Genomic DNA, 17,594 nt, shown 5'->3' on the forward strand with positions numbered 1-17,594 from the left:
GCGGCTTCCCGAGCCGGGGATCCGACCCGGGCGTCACTCCCACTCGATGGTGCCCGGCGGCTTGCTGGTGATGTCGACGACCACGCGGTTGACCTCCGCGACCTCGTTCGTGATCCGCGTGGAGATCCGCTGCAGCAGGTCGTACGGCAGCCGCGCCCAGTCGGCGGTCATGGCGTCCTCGCTGGTCACGGGGCGCAGCACGACGGGGTGGCCGTACGTGCGGCCGTCGCCCTGCACCCCGACCGAGCGGACGTCGGCGAGCAGCACGACCGGGAACTGCCAGATGTCGCGGTCGAGGCCGGCGCGGGTGAGCTCCTCGCGGGCGATCGCGTCGGCCTCGCGGAGCACCTCGAGGCGGTCGCGGGTCACGGCGCCGATGATCCGGATGCCCAGGCCGGGGCCGGGGAACGGCTGCCGCCACACGATCTCGGCCGGCAGGCCGAGCTCCTCTCCGAGCCGGCGCACCTCGTCCTTGAACAGCGTGCGCAGCGGCTCGACCAGCGAGAACTGAAGATCCTCGGGCAGCCCGCCGACGTTGTGGTGGGACTTGATGTTGGCCGCGCCGGTGCCGCCGCCGGACTCGACGACGTCCGGGTAGAGCGTGCCCTGCACCAGGAACTCGACGGCCTCGCCGTGCTCTCCGACGATCTCGCGGGCCGCCTGCTCGAAGACCCGGATGAACTCCCGGCCGATGATCTTTCGCTTGGTCTCCGGGTCGGTGACGCCCTCCAGGGCCCCGAGGAACCGGTCGGCCGCGTCGACGACCTTCAGGTCGACCCCGGTGGCGGCCACGAAGTCCTTCTCGACCTGCTCGGCCTCGCCCTTGCGCAGCAGCCCGTGGTCGACGAACACGCAGGTGAGGCGCGATCCGATGGCCCGCTGCACGAGCGCGGCGGCCACGGCGGAGTCGACGCCGCCGGACAGCGCGCAGATCGCCCGCTTGTCGCCGACCTGGGCGCGTACGGCCTCGATCGACTCCTCGACGATGTTGACCATCGTCCAGGACGGGCGGCAGCCCGCCGCCTCCAGGAAGTGCTTCAGCACCTCGAGGCCGTGCTCGGTGTGCATCACCTCGGGGTGGAACTGCACGCCGTAGAGCCCGCGGGCGGCGTCCTCCATGGCGGCGACCGGCGCGCTGGCGGTGCTGGCGGTCACGATGAAGCCGGTCGGGGCGGCGCTGCACGTGACGCGGTGCGACATCCACACCGACTGCTCCGCGGGCAGCCCCGCGAGGAGCCGGCCCTGGTCGAGCACCGTGAGCGGCGTCGCGCCGTACTCGGCGATGTCGGAGTTGGCGACCGTGCCGCCGAGCTCCTTGGCCATCGCCTGGAACCCGTAGCAGATGCCCAGGGTGGGCACGCCGGCCTCGAACAGGCCGGTGGGCACGGCGGGCGCGCCCGGCTCGTACACCGACGCGGGGCCACCGGACAAGATGATCGCCTTTGGCCGCTTGGCCAGCATCTCCTCGACCGGCATGGTCGAGGGCACGATCTCGCTGAACACGTGGCACTCGCGCACGCGACGGGCGATGAGCTGCGCGTACTGCGCACCGAAGTCGACAACGAGGACCGTGTCGAAGGACTGCTCGACTGACTCGACGGACACCGAGAACGCCTTTCGGGAGGTCGGGATCGTTCCCAGTCTAGGGGCCCGCTGCCTGCGCGAACGCCGCCACCGTCGTACGAACGGCTCATACCGACCGCGTGGACCCTCTCGGCACCGTCCTCGCCGAGCGCGAGAAGCCGTCCGCAACTGGGCGCCGCTGAAGGCGAGGAATCTGCCGATCATCGAGCGGATGATCCGTGAGCCGCACACCCGCCCGACAGGTCTTCGCCGCCGCCGTTGACGTCCTATGGCAGGCGTACCAGGGTGATCAGGTGTCCACGGCGACGGCGAAGCGGCAAGGAGGGCGGTTACTTACAGGCCTCCGCGAGGCGGACGATCGCATAGGCGGCCTGCATGTACTTGTTGCGGCCCATGTCGCCGATCGTCTTGATGCCGAACGCCTTCTTCAGCATCTCCGCGTCGTTCTCGCTGACACCGGCCAGGGCCTCCACCGGGGCGTCGACCAGCCGCTTCATGTCCATGTCCTCATAGCCGCGGTCCAGCACCTTGTTCATGTCGGCCGAAATCGCCATCGTTACATGCACCTCCATCGAGACTTGGCTACACTGCGTGCTCATCACATCGCAGTACGCAACCTTCCCCAGAGGTGTCATTCGGGCACGCCCCACCGAGAAGATCCTTATTGGGCATCTCCCCCAACCCCAGCGACCGGACGCCCACTTCCCTTGATTCTGCATGCTTCGTGCATGCATGGCGGCTACGCTAGGGGTATGGGAACCGTGGTGCAGGTGCGTGACGTCCCTGACGACGTCATCGCCAAGTTGAAGCAGCGAGCGGAGGCACGGGGCCAGTCTCTCGCCGCCTACCTGCGTGACCTCATGACCGAAGCGGCCGCCAACCCGTCGGTCGAAGAGGTCATGGACCGGATCGCGACCCGTGCGCCGATCACGTACAGCCTGGACGACGTACGCGAGTTCATGAACGACGGTCGCCGATGACCTTCGTCGTCGATTGCTCGATCATCATCCGGCTACTGGCCAATCTGGAGGGCGACGAGCTCTTGCGCCGACGACTCGCCCGGCGAGTACACGCGCCCGCCCTCATCGACGCTGAGGTCTCCAGCGTCGTGCGCGGCTTCACGATCACGTCCAAGCCCGAGGTCCGTATCACTGTGGAGCGGGCCGGGCAGATGCTCATGGACTACTCCGACCTGAGCATCACCCGCTATCCGATGCAGCCCCTCCAGCCGCGTGCCCTGGAACTCCGGCACGACCTGACGGCCTACGACGCGATGTACGTCGCATTGGCCGAAGCGCTGGGCCTGCCGCTGCTCACCGATGACGCGAAGTTCGCCGCCGCGGCGGGTCACCTGGCCGAGATCCACCACTATCCGAACTGACGGCTCGGCCCCGGTCGCCGTCGGGGTCAGGCGGGGGTGGTGGGGAGGTGGAGGGCGGCGGGGGCGTCGGCGGGGACGGCCGGGTTCTTCGGGGCCACGGGGGTGAGGCGCGTGTACGGCGTGCCGAGGTCCGGGCGGGAGTCCGGTTCGCCGCGGTTGGGCCAGAAGGCCATGGCGCGTTCGGCCTGGGCGGTGATGGTCAGGGAGGGGTTCACGCCGAGGTTGGCCGAGACGGTGGACCCGTCCACGACGTGCAGGCCCGGGTGGCCGTACACGCGGTGGTACGGGTCGATGACGCCCTCCTCGGGCGAGTCCCCGATCGTGCAGCCGCCGATGAAGTGCGCGGTCGTCGGGATGTTGAACAGGTCGAGCCAGGTGCCGCCCGGGAAGCCGCCGATCTCCTCGGCCAGCATGCGGACCGCGCGGTGCGCCTGGGGGATCCAGGTCGGGTTCGGCTCGCCGTGGCCGCGGCGGGCGCGCAGGCCGCGGCCGGACGGCGAGGGCTGGACGGTGATCGAGTTGTCGTTGGTCTGCATGACCAGCGCGATGATCGTGCGCCGGGACCAGTTGCGCAGGTTGGGCAGGCGCACGAGGTCCCACGGGTGCGTGACCAGCTGCCCGAGGAACCTGGCCCAGCGGGGCACGCGGCCGCCGCCGTCGATGAGCAGGGAGCGGAGGCCGCCCATGGCGTTCGAGCCGGGTCCGTACCGGGTGGGCTCGATGTGGGTGTGCTCGTCCGGGTGGAACGACGAGGTGATGGCCAGCCCGCGCGAGTGGTCCTCTCCCCTGGCGCGGAACCGCTCGACGCCGAGGATCGCCTCGGAGTTGGTCCGGGTCCGTACGCCGAGGCGGTCGGACAGGCGGGGCAGCGCGCCGGTGGCCTTCATCCGGTGCAGCAGGCGCTGGGTGCCGTACGTGCCGGCGGAGAGGACGACCTGCTCGGCGGTGAGCGTGCGCCGCCAGCGCGCGCCGCGCCGTCCGGTCCGCGTGATCTCGACGTCGTACCCGCCGCCGGGACGCGGCCGCACGGCGGTGACGGTCGCCATCGAGATGACCTTCGCGCCCGCGTGCTCGGCGAGGTAGAGGTAGTTCTCGGTGAGCATGTTCTTGGCGCCGACGCGGCAGCCGGTCATGCAGGAGCCGCACTCGGTGCAGGTCACGCGGCGTGGCCCGGCGCCGCCGAAGTACGGGTCGTCGACCGGCGCGCCCGGCTTGTCGCCGAACAGCACTCCCACCGGGGTGAGGTGGAACGTGTCGCCGCGCCCCATGCGGTCGGCGACCCGTTTGATCGCCCGGTCGGCCGGGGTCATGGTCGGGTTGGTGCGGACGCCCAGCATCCGCCTGGCCTGGTCGTAGTACGGCTGGAGCTCGGCCTTCCAGTCGGTGATGTGCCGCCACTGCGGGTCGTCGAAGAACGGCTGCGGCGGCTCGTAGAGGGTGTTCGCGTAGACGAGCGAGCCGCCGCCGACCCCCGCGCCGGCGAGCACGAGGACGCGGGAGCCCCGCTCGCCGCGCAGCAGGTGGATGCGCTGGATGCCGGTCATGCCGAGGCCGGGCGCCCAGAGGTAGCGACGGGTGCGCCAGGAGGTCTTCGGCAGGTCCTGGTGGCGACGGCCGGGCGTGCCGTCGGGGTCGTCGAAGCGGCGCCCGGCCTCCAGCACGCCGACGCGGTACCCCTTCTCGGTGAGCCGGAGCGCGGTGACGCTGCCGCCGAAGCCCGACCCGATGACCAGGACGTCGTAGTCCATCCGTGCGCTCCTACCTGAGGCGAAGGCGTTTCAGCAGTTTCTGACCGTTCGTGATCAGGGCGGCGTACGTCTCGTAGGACATGCCGAGGATCGGTTCAAAGCCGAGCCCGTGCTGGCTGGCGACCGTCTGGGCCTCGGTGTAGCGGAGGAGTCCCTCGGCGCCGTGCCGGCGGCCCACCCCGGACTCCTTCATCCCGCCCATGGGCGCGTCGTAGGAGCCGTACGCGGAGGCGTACCCCTCGTTGATGTTGACGGTGCCGGCCTTGATCCGGGCGGCGAGCCTGCGGCCCCGCGCGACGTCACCGGTCCACACGCTGGCGTTGAGCCCGTACGGCGTGCCGTTGGCCAGGCGTACGGCCTCGGCGTCGGAGGAGAACGGGTACAGCGCGACGACCGGGCCGAACGTCTCGCCCGCGCACAGCTCCATCTCCGGCGTGACGTCCTCCAGGACGGTCGGCTCGAAGAAGTACGGCCCGACGCCGGGGCGCGGCCGCCCGCCGGCGAGAAGCCGCGCGCCCTTGGCCACGGCGTCCTCCACGTGCCGGGTGACGGTGTCGAGCTGGCGCTGGGAGGTGAGCGAGCCCATGTCGGCGTCGAACCCGGCGCCCAGCCGCATGTTCTTGACCCGGTGGACGAAGCGCTCGGCGAACCGGTCGTAGATCCTCTCGTCGACGTAGAGGCGTTCGATCGAGATGCACAGCTGGCCGGCGTTGGTGAAGCAGGCGCGGATGGCGCCCTGCGCGGCCCGCTCGACGTCGGCGTCGTCCAAGACGATCATGGGGTTCTTGCCGCCGAGTTCGAGCGAGTAGCCGATCAGCCGGTCCGCGGCCTTGTCGGCGATGACCCGGCCGCCGCGGGTGGAGCCGGTGAAGGCGACGTAGTCGGCGCCCTCGATCAGCGGGTCGCCGATCCGCGCGGGATCGCCGATCACGACCTGCCACAGGTCCTCGGGCAGCCCGCACTCGACGAGCAGGTCGATCGCCCACAGGGTGGACAGCGCGGTCTGGGTGTCCGGCTTGTGCACGACCGCGTTGCCGGCGAGCAGGGCGGGCACGGCGTCGGTCAGGCCGAGCGCGAGGGGGTAGTTCCACGGCGAGATGACCCCGACGACGCCCTTGGGGTGGCGCAACTCGATGACGCGGGTCGCGGCGGGCATGATGCCCTGGCGGCGGCGCGGCCGCAGCAGGCCCGGCGCGCGGCGCGCGTGGTACAGCGTGCAACCCGCGGCGTCGAGGACCTCCTCGAAGGCGTGCCGGCGGGCCTTGCCCGTCTCCAGCTGGACGAGGTCGAGGACCTCCGCGCGCCGGTCGAGGATCGCGTCGTGGAACCGCAGGAAGGGCTCGGCGCGCCGGGCCGGGGACAGCCGCGCCCACGACTCCTGCGCGGCGCGGGCCCGCTCGTACGCGGCGGCGACGTCCGCCCCGGTCGAGACGGGAAGCGTGGCGACCGGGGCGCCGGTGAACGGCGCGGCGATCCGGACGGTCTCGCCGCTGGAGGCGACGCGTGCGGTGAGCCGCTCGACCACCTCCGCGGGGAGGTCGGGAGCGGTGACGGGTACCCCGGTCGAGGCCGCTGCGGGTGCCTTCATGCAGGGAACTCTAAGACGTGAGTCCTCCTCATGGCTACTGCTCGGTAATCATTCGCTCGCGTGGTCAGCGCCACATCGCCCGTCCTCAATGCCATTTCGGTCCGCTCCGGAGCCACCTTGTTCTGCATTTGCTGGCTCGGATTGCACCGCACGGTGTATTCCGGAGAAGGAGGCGAGGAACCGTCGAGACGAGGGGGCAGAATGATCTCCGGCCCGGACCGGTCCGCCGGCAACGAAGAAGGCCGCACACCCCGGCAGGAGCGGCGGGCCCAAACACGGGCCGCGCTCCTGGACGCGGCCGAGAAGCTCTGGGCGGAACGCGGGATCCGCGGCGCCTCACTCGACGAGATCGCCTCCCGGGCGGGGCTCACGAAGGGTGCGGTCTACTCCAACTTCGCCAGCAAGTCCGACCTGGTCCTCGCCCTGCTGGAGCGCTACACGCAGGCCGAGCCCGGTCTCGGCGCCTGCCCCGCCCTGCGGGACTCCGAGCGCCCGCAGGACGAGCGCTGCGCCGACGTCGGACGGCACTACGCCGAGCGGCTGTCGGACGAGGAGACCCGGATGCGGGCGCTCCTGCTGGTCGAGCTGTGGCTGTTCGGGATGCGCGACTTCTCGGCGGGCTGGCGGATCGCCGACTGGTACCACGCCCGCCGCGAGGAGCTCGCCGCCGGCCTGGCCGGCGGCCGGTCGGAGATGTCCCCGGAGGACCGGGCCTCGCTCGCCATGGCGATCGAGTTCGGGCTGGCGCTGCAGCACCTGCTCGACCCGGAGCGGGTGCCGGCCGAGCTGTACGGCTCCGGCGTCGGCCTCCTCCTGGGCCCGTCCTCCGACTGACGTGCGCTCCGGGCCGTAGGCGCTCGAACGGTGTGACCGCCTACGGCCCGGGGAGCCGTCGTCAGTCGTCGGCCGCGCTGGATTCGTCGGCGTTGTCGGACCGCACGACGCCGGTCGCCGCGAGCCTGGCGCCGGCGTCGGCGTACGTGAGGGCCTTGCCGCGCCCGAAGACCGTGGCGAAGTTCGTCACGTAGCTCTTCTCCAGGGCCGCGTCGGCGATGGTGATCATCGCTTCGTCGTGGGCGTGGAAGGCGACGTTGGTGTAATTGACACTGCCGGTGATGAGGACCTTCTGGTTCTTCCCCTGGTAGCGGCCGTCGAGCAGCAGATACTTCGAGTGCTCGTACGCTTGGCCGCCCTCCGGCAGGTACCTCACCTCGGGACCGCCGTGCCGGCCGCCGGGCCTCGTCAGCTCCCGCAGGGCCGACTTGCCGACGCTCCCGACGACGACCTGGACCCGGCATCCCTCGTCATCGAGCTTCCAGAGGCGCTGCGCGATCGGCTTCCAGAAGAAGAAGCCCATGACGATCCGGATATGAGTGCCGCCGGTGCATGACACCTTGTCCAGATCCTGGCTGATCGGGTCGTCCGCCGCCCAGGGGAAGAAGTCCACGCGGTACTTCCCGGCATGCACGATCCGGTGGTAGTTGCCGGTGTGATGCTGTTTCGCCAGGTCGTAGAAGTAGTGCCGGTACGCCGCGTACACGCTCGCGCTCTTCAGTGTCAGCGCGTCGTTCCACTGCTGCTCGCGCGCGACGTCCGTGGCGTTGGCGGAGGTCTGCAGCACGACGTTCTTCGACCCGAGCGTGGTGGAGAAGAGGAAGAACTTGTTGTGGTTGAACTGCGAGGCGATGCAGCCCCGGTCCTTGGCGCACAGGGTCACCCATGAGGACTTCTTGCGGTTGGAACCCAGCGACTTCTTCAGCGTCTTGTACGCCGCAGCGCCCGCGGAGTCGTGATCCAGGACCACTCGCACGTTGACCTTGCGCTTCTTCGCGTTGATGAGCTGCGTGGCCAGGCTCTTGGTGTAGAAGTGGTACATCGCGACGTAGATGGCCGCGCCCTTGGGCGCACCGGCGATCAGTTGGGTGATCTGGGTGTCGATCGCGCCCTGCTTGGATTTGGAACCCGTCGGGGCGTTGAAGATCGGACCGAGCCGTACGCTCGGCTTCTTCTTTTTCTTCTTCTTGGCGGCCCGAAGACCGACCAGGCCGGTCCTACCGAACGCCTGGGCGTCGACATCGTGCCCGGCCGCCCGTACGGAGGCGGCGGCGCCCGCGTGTGCGGGGGGCGCGGCGAACGCGACGTCACCCTGAACCGCGACTCCGGTGGCCAGCAGGCCGGTCCCCACTACTGCAAGCGCACGCGTCAGCGACCTCGCCACACGAACCCCCGTCTGAGCCGGATTTTTCGGGCATTAGCCCCATTGGCCCGAGAACCCTACAGGAGTTCACAGTGATAAAAGCCGACATATGCCGGTATTAGGAGAACACTTCGCGGCCGATTCCGGCCGTCGGAGGATCAGCGCCTAAGGAGTGGCGATCGGAACGATGTCGGGCGCTCCCCGGCGGGTCGCGTCCGCGTCCTGGTCGTCCACCTGCGCCTGGGAGTCGCGCTCCGCCTCGACGCGCTTGTGGTAGTACTCGATCTCCCGCTCGGTCTGCTCCGTCGACCAGCCGAGCTCGGGCGCGAGCAGCTCGGCCGCCTCACGCGCCGCGCCGATCCCCCGGTCCCACGTCTCGATCGCGATGCGCGTCCGCCGGGTCAGCACGTCGTTGAGATGCCGGGCGCCCTCGTGGGTCGCGGCGTACACGACCTCGGCGCGCAGGTAGTCGTCGGCGCCGTCGAGCGGCTTGCCGAGATCCGGGCGCTCCTCGATGAGGGCGAGCAGGTCCACGGTCAGCGTGCCGTAGCGCCGCAGCAGGTGCTCCACGCGCGCGACATGCAGCCCCGAGGACTCGGCCAGGCGGTGGCGAGAGTTCCACACCGCCTGGAACCCGTTGCCGCCCACCAGCGCGATCTGGTCGGTGCAGGACTCCGGAACCTTGCCGTCCAGCCCGTGCGCGACCGCGTCCACGGCGTCCTTGGCCATCACCCGGTACGTCGTGTACTTGCCGCCCGCGATCACGACCAGGCCCGGCACCGGGTGGGCGACCACGTGCTCGCGGGACAGCTTCGAGGTCTCCTCCGACTCACCCGACAGCAGCGGGCGCAGCCCGGCGTACACCCCCTCGACGTCGTCGTGGGTGAGAGGCGTGTTCAGCACCGCGTTGACGTGTTCGAGGACGTAGTCGATGTCGGCCTTGGACGCCGCCGGATGGTCCTTGTTCAGGTCCCAGGCCGTGTCGGTGGTGCCGATGATCCAGTGCCGGCCCCACGGGATGACGAACAGCACCGACTTCTCGGTGCGCAGGATCACCCCGCTGGAGGAGTGGATGCGGTCCCGCGGCACCACCAGGTGCACGCCCTTGGACGCGCGGACGTGGATCTGACCGCGCCCGCCGACGAGCTCCTGGATGTCGTCGGTCCACACCCCGGTCGCGTTGACGACCTGCTTGGCGCGCACCTCCAGCTGCCGGTCCGACTCCAGGTCCCGCACGCGTACGCCGGTCACGCGCTCGCCCTCGCGCAGGAAGCCGACGGCCTGCGTGCGCGAGGCGATCTGCGCGCCGTACGCCGCCGCCGTGCGCAGCGCCATCATCACGTAGCGGGCGTCGTCCACCTGGGCGTCCCAGTACTGGATCGCGCCGGTGAACGCATCACGGCGCAGCGACGGGGCGATGCGCAGCGCCTGCGTACGCGTCAGGTGCCGATGGTGCGGCACCCCGCGGTCCTGCCCCATCGAGATGGACAGCGCGTCGTACAGGGCCACGCCGGCCCCGATGTAGGCGCGCTCCCACACGTGATGGGTCATCGGGAACAGGAACGGAACGGGGCGTACGAGGTGCGGCGCGATCCGGCCGAGCAGCAGCCCGCGCTCGGTGAGCGCCTCACGGACCAGCTCGAAGTCGCGCTGCTCGAGGTAGCGCAGCCCGCCGTGGATCAGCTTGGACGACCGGGAGGAGGTGCCGGCGGCGAAGTCGCGCGCCTCGACGAGGGCGACGGTCAGGCCGCGGGTCGCGGCGTCCAGGGCCACGCCCGCGCCGACGATCCCGCCGCCCACCACGACGACGTCGAACTCCTCGCCGCCGCCCATCCGGTCCAGTGCCGCCGCGCGCTCGGCCGGGCCGAGCCGCGATCGGTTCCCGTCGTTCTCGGACTCCTCAACCGCCATGCCGTACTCCCTCGACGTCCGCGTGCCCACGCTACGTCCGTACCCCGGGTCGTCACAAAACACTTACCGGCCGACGCACTGCGTCAAAGGGACGGATGTGAGCTTCGGCACGCCTCCGCGCGAAGGGATCAGTGCGGCGCCACCACGACCTGGACCCGCTGGAACTCCTTCAGGTCCGAGTAGCCCGCGGTCGCCATGGCACGCCGCAGCGCGCCGATGAGGTTCATCGAGCCGTCCGCGACGCTGGACGGGCCGTACAGGATCTGCTCGATCGTGCCGATCGACCCCAGCTCCACGCGCTTGCCGCGCGGCAGCTCCTCGTGGTGCGCCTCGCTGCCCCAGTGGTAGCCACGGCCCGGCGCCTCCGTCGACCGCGCGAACGGCGAGCCGACCATCACGGCGTCCGCGCCCACCGCGAGGGCCTTGGCGATGTCACCGGACTGGCGCATGCCGCCATCGGCGATCACGTGGACGTACCGGCCGCCGGACTCGTCGAGGTAGTCGCGCCGGGCCGCCGCGACGTCGGAGACGGCCGTCGCCATCGGCACCGCGACGCCGAGGACCGTACGGGTCGTGTGACCCGAGCCGCCGCCGAACCCGACGAGGACCCCGGCCGCGCCCGTGCGCATGAGGTGCAGCGCCGCGGTGTACGTCGCGCAGCCGCCGACGATCACCGGGACGTCGAGGTCGTAGATGAACTGCTTGAGGTTCAGCGGCTCGGCCCGCCCGGAGACGTGCTCGGCGCTGACCGTCGTGCCGCGGATGACGAACAGGTCGACCCCGGCGTCGATGACCGCCTTGTGGTACTGCGCCGTACGCTGCGGCGACAGCCGCGCCGCGACCGTCACGCCCGCGTCCCGGATCTCCTCGATGCGCCGCCCGATCAGCTCCTCCTTGATCGGCTCGGCGTACAGCTCCTGCAGGCGCCGCGTCGCCGTCGCGTCGTCGAGCGAGGCGATCTCCGCCAGCAGCGAGTCCGGGTTCTCGTACCGCGTCCACAGCCCTTCGAGGTCGAGCACGCCCAGGCCGCCGAGGCGCCCGATGGCGATCGCCGTGGCCGGGCTGACCACGCTGTCCATCGGCGCGACGACCAGCGGCATCTCGAAGCGGTACGCGTCGATCTGCCAGGCGACGCTCACCTCCTCCGGGTCGCGGGTGCGCCGCGACGGGACGATGCCGATCTCGTCGAGCGCGTACGCCCGGCGGCCGCTCTTGCCCCGCCCGATCTCGACCTCAGCCATGTACGTCCTCTCCATGCAGCCGGCCGTGACCGCAGCGGGCCACGGCCGGAGGAACTCTCAGCGAACCTGGTAGTTGGGCGCTTCGACGGTCATCTGGATGTCGTGCGGGTGGCTCTCCCGCAGGCCCGCCCCGGTGATCGGCATCAGCATGCCGTTCTCCTGCAGGTCGCCGATGGTGCGCGAGCCGGTGTACCACATCGCCTGCCGCAGGCCGCCGACCAGCTGGTGGGCGACGGCGGCGACCGGGCCGCGGTAGGGCACCTGGCCCTCGATGCCCTCGGGGATCAGCTTGTCCTCGCCGGCCACGTCCTCCTGGGAGTACCGGTCCTTGCTGAACGACCCGCCGCGCTCGCGGTTCTTCATCGCGCCGAGCGAGCCCATGCCCCGATAGGTCTTGTACTGCTTGCCGTTGATGAAGATCAGCTCGCCGGGGCTCTCCTCGCAGCCCGCGAGCAGCGACCCGAGCATCACCGTGTCGGCGCCCGCGGCGATCGCCTTGGCGATGTCGCCGGAGTACTGCAGGCCGCCGTCGCCGATGACCGGGACGCCCGCCGCCCGGCACGCCAGTGCGGCCTCGTAGATCGCGGTGACCTGCGGCGCGCCGACGCCGGCGACCACACGGGTCGTGCAGATCGAGCCCGGACCGACCCCGACCTTCACCGCGTCCGCGCCCGCGTCGACCAGCGCCTGCGCGCCGGCCCGGGTCGCGATGTTGCCCGCGATGACGTCGGCGCCGCTGTTGGCCTTGAGCTTGGCGACCATCTCGAGCATGCCGCGCGAGTGACCGTGCGCCGTGTCCACGACGAGCACGTCGACGCCGGCCTCGACCAGCGCCTTCGCCCGCAGCTCGGCCTCCTCACCGATGCCGACGCCCGCGCCGACAATGAGCCGCCCGGCGGAGTCCTTCGTGGCGAAGGGGTACTGCTCGCTCTTGGTGAAGTCCTTGACCGTGATCAGGCCGCGCAGCCGGCCGGTGCCGTCGACGAGCGGGAGCTTCTCCACCTTGTTCGCGCGCAGCAGCGCGAACGCCTCGTCCCGTGAGACCCCGACCGGTGCCGTCACCAGCGGCATCCTGGTCATGACCTCGCGCACCGGGCGCGTGGCGTCGGTCTCGAACCGCATGTCGCGGTTGGTCACGATGCCGACGAGCACGCCGTCGGCGTCGGTGACCGGGACGCCGGAGATCCGGTAATGGGCGCACAGCGCCTCGACGTCGGCGAGGGTGTCGTCCGGCGAGCAGGTCACCGGGTTGTTGACCATGCCGGCCTCGGAGCGCTTGACGAGGTCGACCTGCTGGGCCTGCTCGTCGATCGGCAGGTTGCGGTGCAGCACGCCGAGCCCGCCCTGGCGCGCCATCGCGACGGCCATCCGCGCCTCGGTGACGGTGTCCATGGCGGCGGACACGAGCGGGATCCGCAGCGTGATCGACCGCGACAGGCGGGTCGTCGTGTCGGCTTCGCCCGGCGCGAGGTCGGAGTAGGAGGGCACGAGCAGCACGTCGTCATAGGTGAGCCCCTGCGGGGCGAACTTGGCGGGCTCGGGCGCGAAAGTCATGGGCATCATCCGGAAGGGGTCGCGGCGTCGGGCCTGATCAGCGGAGCGTTGCTCCCATCCTAGTCCGACGTGTCGAACGCCCGGCCAAGCACGGCGACAAGGCACGAATCGGCGGCCCATACTCGGGTAGCGTGGGTTTGTGCACGATGACGCTCCGCTCGATCCGTTCGCGAACGATCCCGAGGACCCGGCGGCCGCGCTCGGGGACCCGAGTGACGAGTCCGCTCCGCTGAGCACGACGGAGCGGGAGGACGTGCTGGCCGACCTCGCCGACCTGGAGGTGTTCCGCGCCCTGCTGGAACCCCTCGGCATCAAGGGCCTGACCGTCGACTGCGGCGACTGCGGCCGGGCCCACCACATCGACTGGGACCTCCTGCACGGCAACCTCCGTCACCTGCTCGACGAGGGACTGCCCCGCGTCCACGAGCCGGCCATCGCCGCCGCCCCGGAGGACTACGTCAGCTGGGAGTACGCCCGCGGCTACGTCGACGGCGTCATCGACAGCGAGGAAGGCCAGTCCAGCTGACCCGCGCCATCCGCTGTCCTCCACGGGCAAGTGACCTCGTGGACAGGTGACCTCCGCCGTCCGTTGATCTCTGGGGATGGCCGCCCGGCGCGCACCCGCCGGCGCTGCGTCGAATCCGCCGGCCCGACGCGGGCCGCCGACCTCCGCGGAGCCTGGGCTCCAGCGGTGGCCGGGCCTCAGCGGTCCTTGCCCCGCGCGGGGCGCCGCGACGCGTCCGTGTCCGACGAGGTGCTCTGACGCCGCAGCCGGTTCGGACGGGCGGTGCTCCCCTCGGGTTGCGGGGTGGCCGACGAGGAGGTCGAGACCGGCGAGGGCGAGTCGGTCGGCGTGCCCGGCGACGGGCTCGGGGTCGGGGTCGGCGAGGGACTGCCGGAGGGGCCGCCCGGTCCGGACGGCCGGGACGACGGATGAGATCCCACGAAGGCGGGGACGTGATCCTTCTTGGCCGGAGCGTGCGGCCCGTGCCTCTTCGACGGGGACGCGCTCGGTGTGGGGTCGGCCTTGCCGCCGGTGGGGGCCGGGGCAGGGCGGGGCCCGCCGGGGAGGTTCCGGCCGACCGACTGAACACGAGCCCTGGAGCGTTCCGTGATCTGGGAGCGCGCCGATGGGGTGTGGGCCTTCGGCCCGCCGCCCCCGCCGCCTGCGACGGCGGCGCCGGCCGTCGTCAGCATGACCGTGATCGCGCCGAAGGTGACGAACGCCCGGATGACGGGGCGTCCCGAGGACTTGGGCGCCGGGCGCGGGACACGGGCGGGCGCGGGTGCCGGCATCGGCGGCGCGTCCACGTCGACGTCGGCGACCAGCGCGGCCAGCAGGCGTGCGGCGGGATCGTCGGGAACGGCGGATCCGGAACCCGGATCGGTGGAGACGCGGCGCGCGGCCAAGGCGTCGAACAGATCGCCGCTGCGGGTGATCTCACTGAGGTCGAGCGGCTCGGGAGTGGCGGTACCCCCACCGGTCAAGCGATCGACTCCTCACTCGCCATCGCTCGAAGACGGGCGAGAGCCCGGTGCTGGGCGACGCGTACGGCCCCGGCTGACATGCCCAGTACATTACCGGTCTCCTCGGCGGACAGACCCGCCACCACCCGCAGGAGGACCAATTCCTTCTGATGATCCGGCAAGCGGTCGAGGAGATCCCGCGCGCGCTCGGCCTCGATGTAGCGGACGACCGTCTCCTCGGGGCCCGGGCCCTCGTCGGGACCGTCGGGCAGGTCCTCGGTCGGCACGGCGGCCCGGATCGCGCTGCGCAGCGCGTCGGCGATCTTGTGCGACGCGATGCCGAAGACGAAGGACGCGAAGGGCCGCCCCATGTCCCGGTAGCGCGGTAGCGCGCCCAGGACCGCGATGCACACCTCCTGGGCGACGTCGTCCGCGATGTGGTACTGCCCCGAAACCCGGCCCAGCCGCGCCCGGCAGTAGCGCACCACCATCGGGCGGACCCGCCCGATGAGGGATTCGACTGCTTCCGGGTCTCCTTGAACGGCAAGGCTCGTGAGTTCCCTGAGGTCGTTGTCGTCCGCCTTAGCCGGTCTTTTCCCCCGTAGTTCGGCGGTAGCACCCCGAACCGCGGCCCCGGCGATCGCTCCCTCGGTCACGAAAGCATGATGCCCATCGAGATCGCGCCTGTCTGCATCGTTGACGACAACGGAATGGTCACAGTGCTGATCCCAACGGGATTGCAATCGCTGAGCGTGACCATGGGCATGATCGTTGTCACCGAACGTCCCCGAGAACGACGGATGCCCTCGCCAGGCGCGTGACGAGGGCATCCGTTGTGATCCGTCGGCCGCGTGCGGCGGCCGGTCGCTGATCAGTGACCGTGACCGTGGCCGTGACCGCCCGCGGCGGCGTCCGGCTCCTCCTCGGGCTTGTCGGCGACGAGGGCCTCGGTGGTGAGCAGCATGCCGGCGATCGACGCGGCGTTGCTGACCGCGGAGCGGGTCACCTTGACCGGGTCGATGACGCCCTGGGCGATCAGGTCGCCGTACTCGCCGGTCGCGGCGTTGAAGCCGGAGCCGACCGGCAGCGTCTCGACCTTGGCGACGACGACGTAGCCTTCCCAGCCGCCGTTCTCGGCGATCCAGCGCTGCGGCTCGACCAGCGCGCGGCGGACCGCCTCGGCGCCGGTGGCCTCGTCACCGGACAGGCCGAGGGCGTCGAAGCCCTCCTTGGCGACGTGCACCAGCGCGCTGCCGCCGCCGGAGACGATGCCCTCCTCGATCGCCGCGCGGGTGGCGGAGATGGCGTCCTCGAGGCGGTGCTTCTTCTCCTTCAGCTCCACCTCGGTGGCGGCGCCGACGCGCAGGACGCAGACGCCCCCGGCCAGCTTGGCGAGGCGCTCCTGGAGCTTCTCGCGGTCCCAGTCGGAGTCGCTGCCCTCGATCTCGCGGCGGATCTGGCGGATCCGGTCCTCGATCGCGGCCGCCTCACCCGCGCCGTCCACGACGGTGGTGGCGTCCTTGGTGACGGTGACCCGCCGGGCGCGGCCCAGCACGTCGAGGTCCACGCTGTCCAGCTTGAGGCCGACGGCCTCGGTGACGACCTGGCCGCCGGTCTGGATGGCCATGTCCTCCAGCATCGCCTTGCGGCGGTCGCCGAAGCCCGGCGCCTTCACCGCGACGCTGACGAACGTGCCGCGGATCTTGTTCTGCACGAGCAGCGCCAGGGCCTCGCCCTCGACGTCCTCCGCTACGACCAGCAGCGGCTTACGCGTCTGGGCGACCTTCTCGGCCAGCGGCAGGAACTCGGTGACGTTGGAGATCTTGCCGTCATAGATGAGGACGTAGGCGTCCTCGAGGACCGCCTCCATCCGCTCCGGGTCGGTCACCATGTACGGCGACAGGTAGCCCTTGTCGAACTGGAGGCCCTCGGTGAACTCCAGCTCCAGGCCCATCGTGTGGGCCTCCTCGACGGTGATGACACCGTCCTTGCCCACCTTGTCGAACGCCTCGGCGATGAGCTCACCGATCTTGGCGTCCTGGGCGGAGATGGTCGCGACGTGCGCGATCGACTCCTTGTCGGTGACCTCGCGGGCCGACTTGAGCAGCTGCTCGGAGATGTGGCCGGCGGCGGCGTCGATGCCCCGCTTGAGGCTGATCGGCGACGCGCCGGCGGCGACGTTGCGCAGCCCCTCGCGGACGAGCGCCTGGGCCAGGACCGTCGCGGTGGTGGTGCCGTCACCCGCGATGTCGTTGGTCTTGGTGGCGACCTCCTTGGCGAGCTGAGCGCCGAGGTTCTCGTACGGGTCGTCGAGCTCCACCTCACGCGCGATGGTGACACCGTCGTTCGTGATGGTGGGGGCGCCCCACTTCTTGTCGATGACGACGTTGCGGCCACGGGGGCCGATCGTCACCTTGACGGCGTCCGCGAGGGCGTTGACGCCACGCTCAAGGGCGCGGCGCGCTCCCTCGTCGAACTCCAGGATCTTCGGCATTGGGAAGCTCCAAGTAGGAATGTCCGTGGACGTGCACAGCCCCGGCCGCCCTCATTGGGCAGAACCGGGGCGGCGCATCTGTTCGGGTCTTACTTCTCGACGACGGCGAGCACGTCGCGGGCCGACAGAACGAGGTACTCCTCGTTGTTGTACTTGACCTCGGTGCCGCCGTACTTGCTGTAGAGGACGACGTCCCCGACCTTGACGTCGAGCGGGACGCGCTTCTCGCCCTTGTCGTCGAAGCGACCCGGCCCGACGGCGAGGACGGTGCCCTCCTGGGGCTTCTCCTTGGCCGTGTCGGGGATGACAAGACCCGACGCGGTGGTCTGCTCGGCCTCGAGAGGCTGGACGACGATGCGGTCCTCGAGCGGCTTGAGAACAACCTTGGTGGCGGTCGACACGATCTGACCTTCCCCTTCGATTGCGTAT

At 70.8% G+C, this 17,594-nt stretch carries 17 protein-coding genes; 5 read left to right on the plus strand and 12 right to left on the minus strand.

Annotation, left to right across the window (positions count from 1 at the left end; genetic code table 11):
- Positions 1-33: 33 nt before the first annotated feature.
- A complete protein-coding gene (gene guaA / locus NDW01_RS13540; protein WP_252820416.1) occupies positions 34-1,605 on the minus strand; it encodes a glutamine-hydrolyzing GMP synthase in 1,572 nt (523 codons plus the stop codon).
- A gap of 308 nt (positions 1,606-1,913) precedes the next feature.
- Positions 1,914-2,138, minus strand: coding sequence for a hypothetical protein (locus NDW01_RS13545; RefSeq protein WP_252820418.1), 225 nt, complete (start codon positions 2,136-2,138; stop codon positions 1,914-1,916).
- A 198-nt stretch (positions 2,139-2,336) separates the two neighbouring features.
- On the opposite strand from NDW01_RS13545, the gene NDW01_RS13550 reads away from it, so the two are divergent.
- Together NDW01_RS13550 and NDW01_RS13555 are read left to right on the plus strand one after the other, a co-directional pair.
- Positions 2,337-2,564 (plus strand): FitA-like ribbon-helix-helix domain-containing protein, encoded by a 228-nt coding sequence (locus NDW01_RS13550; protein WP_252820420.1) that lies wholly within the window; start codon positions 2,337-2,339, stop codon positions 2,562-2,564.
- The gene (locus tag NDW01_RS13555) at positions 2,561-2,965 is read left to right on the plus strand and encodes a type II toxin-antitoxin system VapC family toxin (RefSeq protein ID WP_252820422.1); all 405 of its coding nucleotides are present in this window, start codon (positions 2,561-2,563) and stop codon (positions 2,963-2,965) included. The genes NDW01_RS13550 and NDW01_RS13555 overlap by 4 nt, the downstream gene beginning before the upstream one ends.
- Positions 2,966-2,991: 26 nt before the next feature.
- On the opposite strand, the gene NDW01_RS13560 is transcribed toward NDW01_RS13555, so the two are convergent.
- Together NDW01_RS13560 and NDW01_RS13565 are read right to left on the minus strand one after the other, a co-directional pair.
- Entirely contained in the window at positions 2,992-4,713 is a 1,722-nt protein-coding gene (locus tag NDW01_RS13560; RefSeq protein WP_252820424.1) for a GMC oxidoreductase, read from the minus strand.
- A 10-nt stretch (positions 4,714-4,723) separates the two neighbouring features.
- Positions 4,724-6,301: a succinic semialdehyde dehydrogenase gene (locus NDW01_RS13565; RefSeq protein ID WP_252820426.1), complete on the minus strand. Its 1,578-nt coding sequence runs from the start codon at positions 6,299-6,301 to the stop codon at positions 4,724-4,726.
- 201 nt (positions 6,302-6,502) lie between these two features.
- Between NDW01_RS13565 and NDW01_RS13570 the strand changes: the two genes are divergently transcribed.
- On the plus strand, positions 6,503-7,135 hold the full coding sequence (locus NDW01_RS13570) for a TetR/AcrR family transcriptional regulator (RefSeq protein WP_252820428.1): 633 nt from the start codon (positions 6,503-6,505) through the stop codon (positions 7,133-7,135).
- 61 nt (positions 7,136-7,196) lie between these two features.
- Here the strand turns inward: NDW01_RS13570 and NDW01_RS13575 are convergent, their stop codons facing one another.
- The 4 genes from NDW01_RS13575 to guaB all read right to left on the minus strand — a co-directional run bounded on the left by NDW01_RS13575 (position 7,197) and on the right by guaB (position 13,204).
- Entirely contained in the window at positions 7,197-8,486 is a 1,290-nt protein-coding gene (locus tag NDW01_RS13575; RefSeq protein ID WP_252820430.1) for a phospholipase D-like domain-containing protein, read from the minus strand.
- Positions 8,487-8,663: 177 nt separating this feature from the next.
- Entirely contained in the window at positions 8,664-10,409 is a 1,746-nt protein-coding gene (gene glpD, locus NDW01_RS13580; protein ID WP_252820432.1) for a glycerol-3-phosphate dehydrogenase, read from the minus strand.
- A 128-nt stretch (positions 10,410-10,537) separates the two neighbouring features.
- Positions 10,538-11,650, minus strand: coding sequence for a GuaB3 family IMP dehydrogenase-related protein (locus NDW01_RS13585; protein WP_252820434.1), 1,113 nt, complete (start codon positions 11,648-11,650; stop codon positions 10,538-10,540).
- A 57-nt stretch (positions 11,651-11,707) separates the two neighbouring features.
- A complete protein-coding gene (gene guaB / locus NDW01_RS13590; RefSeq protein ID WP_252820436.1) occupies positions 11,708-13,204 on the minus strand; it encodes an IMP dehydrogenase in 1,497 nt (498 codons plus the stop codon).
- Positions 13,205-13,343: 139 nt separating this feature from the next.
- Between guaB and NDW01_RS13595 the strand changes: the two genes are divergently transcribed.
- Positions 13,344-13,730 (plus strand): DUF5319 domain-containing protein, encoded by a 387-nt coding sequence (locus NDW01_RS13595; protein WP_252785756.1) that lies wholly within the window; start codon positions 13,344-13,346, stop codon positions 13,728-13,730.
- A gap of 176 nt (positions 13,731-13,906) precedes the next feature.
- Here NDW01_RS13595 and NDW01_RS13600 read toward each other — a convergent pair whose 3' ends face one another.
- Positions 13,907-14,692, minus strand: a complete 786-nt coding sequence (locus tag NDW01_RS13600) for a hypothetical protein (RefSeq protein ID WP_252820438.1) — start codon at positions 14,690-14,692, stop codon at positions 13,907-13,909.
- Positions 14,689-15,312: a sigma-70 family RNA polymerase sigma factor gene (locus tag NDW01_RS13605; RefSeq protein ID WP_252820675.1), complete on the minus strand. Its 624-nt coding sequence runs from the start codon at positions 15,310-15,312 to the stop codon at positions 14,689-14,691. Before NDW01_RS13605 ends, NDW01_RS13600 begins: the two co-directional genes overlap by 4 nt.
- 24 nt (positions 15,313-15,336) lie before the next feature.
- On the opposite strand from NDW01_RS13605, the gene NDW01_RS13610 reads away from it, so the two are divergent.
- On the plus strand, positions 15,337-15,492 hold the full coding sequence (locus NDW01_RS13610; protein ID WP_252820440.1) for a hypothetical protein: 156 nt from the start codon (positions 15,337-15,339) through the stop codon (positions 15,490-15,492).
- A gap of 50 nt (positions 15,493-15,542) precedes the next feature.
- Here NDW01_RS13610 and groL read toward each other — a convergent pair whose 3' ends face one another.
- Positions 15,543-17,165 carry a chaperonin GroEL gene (gene groL / locus NDW01_RS13615; protein WP_252820442.1) on the minus strand — a complete coding sequence of 541 codons (1,623 nt, stop codon included), beginning with the start codon at positions 17,163-17,165 and terminating at the stop codon, positions 15,543-15,545.
- An 89-nt stretch (positions 17,166-17,254) separates the two neighbouring features.
- Complete coding sequence (gene groES, locus NDW01_RS13620; protein ID WP_425542373.1) at positions 17,255-17,566, minus strand: co-chaperone GroES; 312 nt, start codon at positions 17,564-17,566, stop codon at positions 17,255-17,257.
- Positions 17,567-17,594 lie beyond the last annotated feature (28 nt).

It is taken from the genome of Actinoallomurus soli, from assembly GCF_024055715.1.
Taxonomy (GTDB): domain Bacteria; phylum Actinomycetota; class Actinomycetes; order Streptosporangiales; family Streptosporangiaceae; genus Actinoallomurus; species Actinoallomurus soli.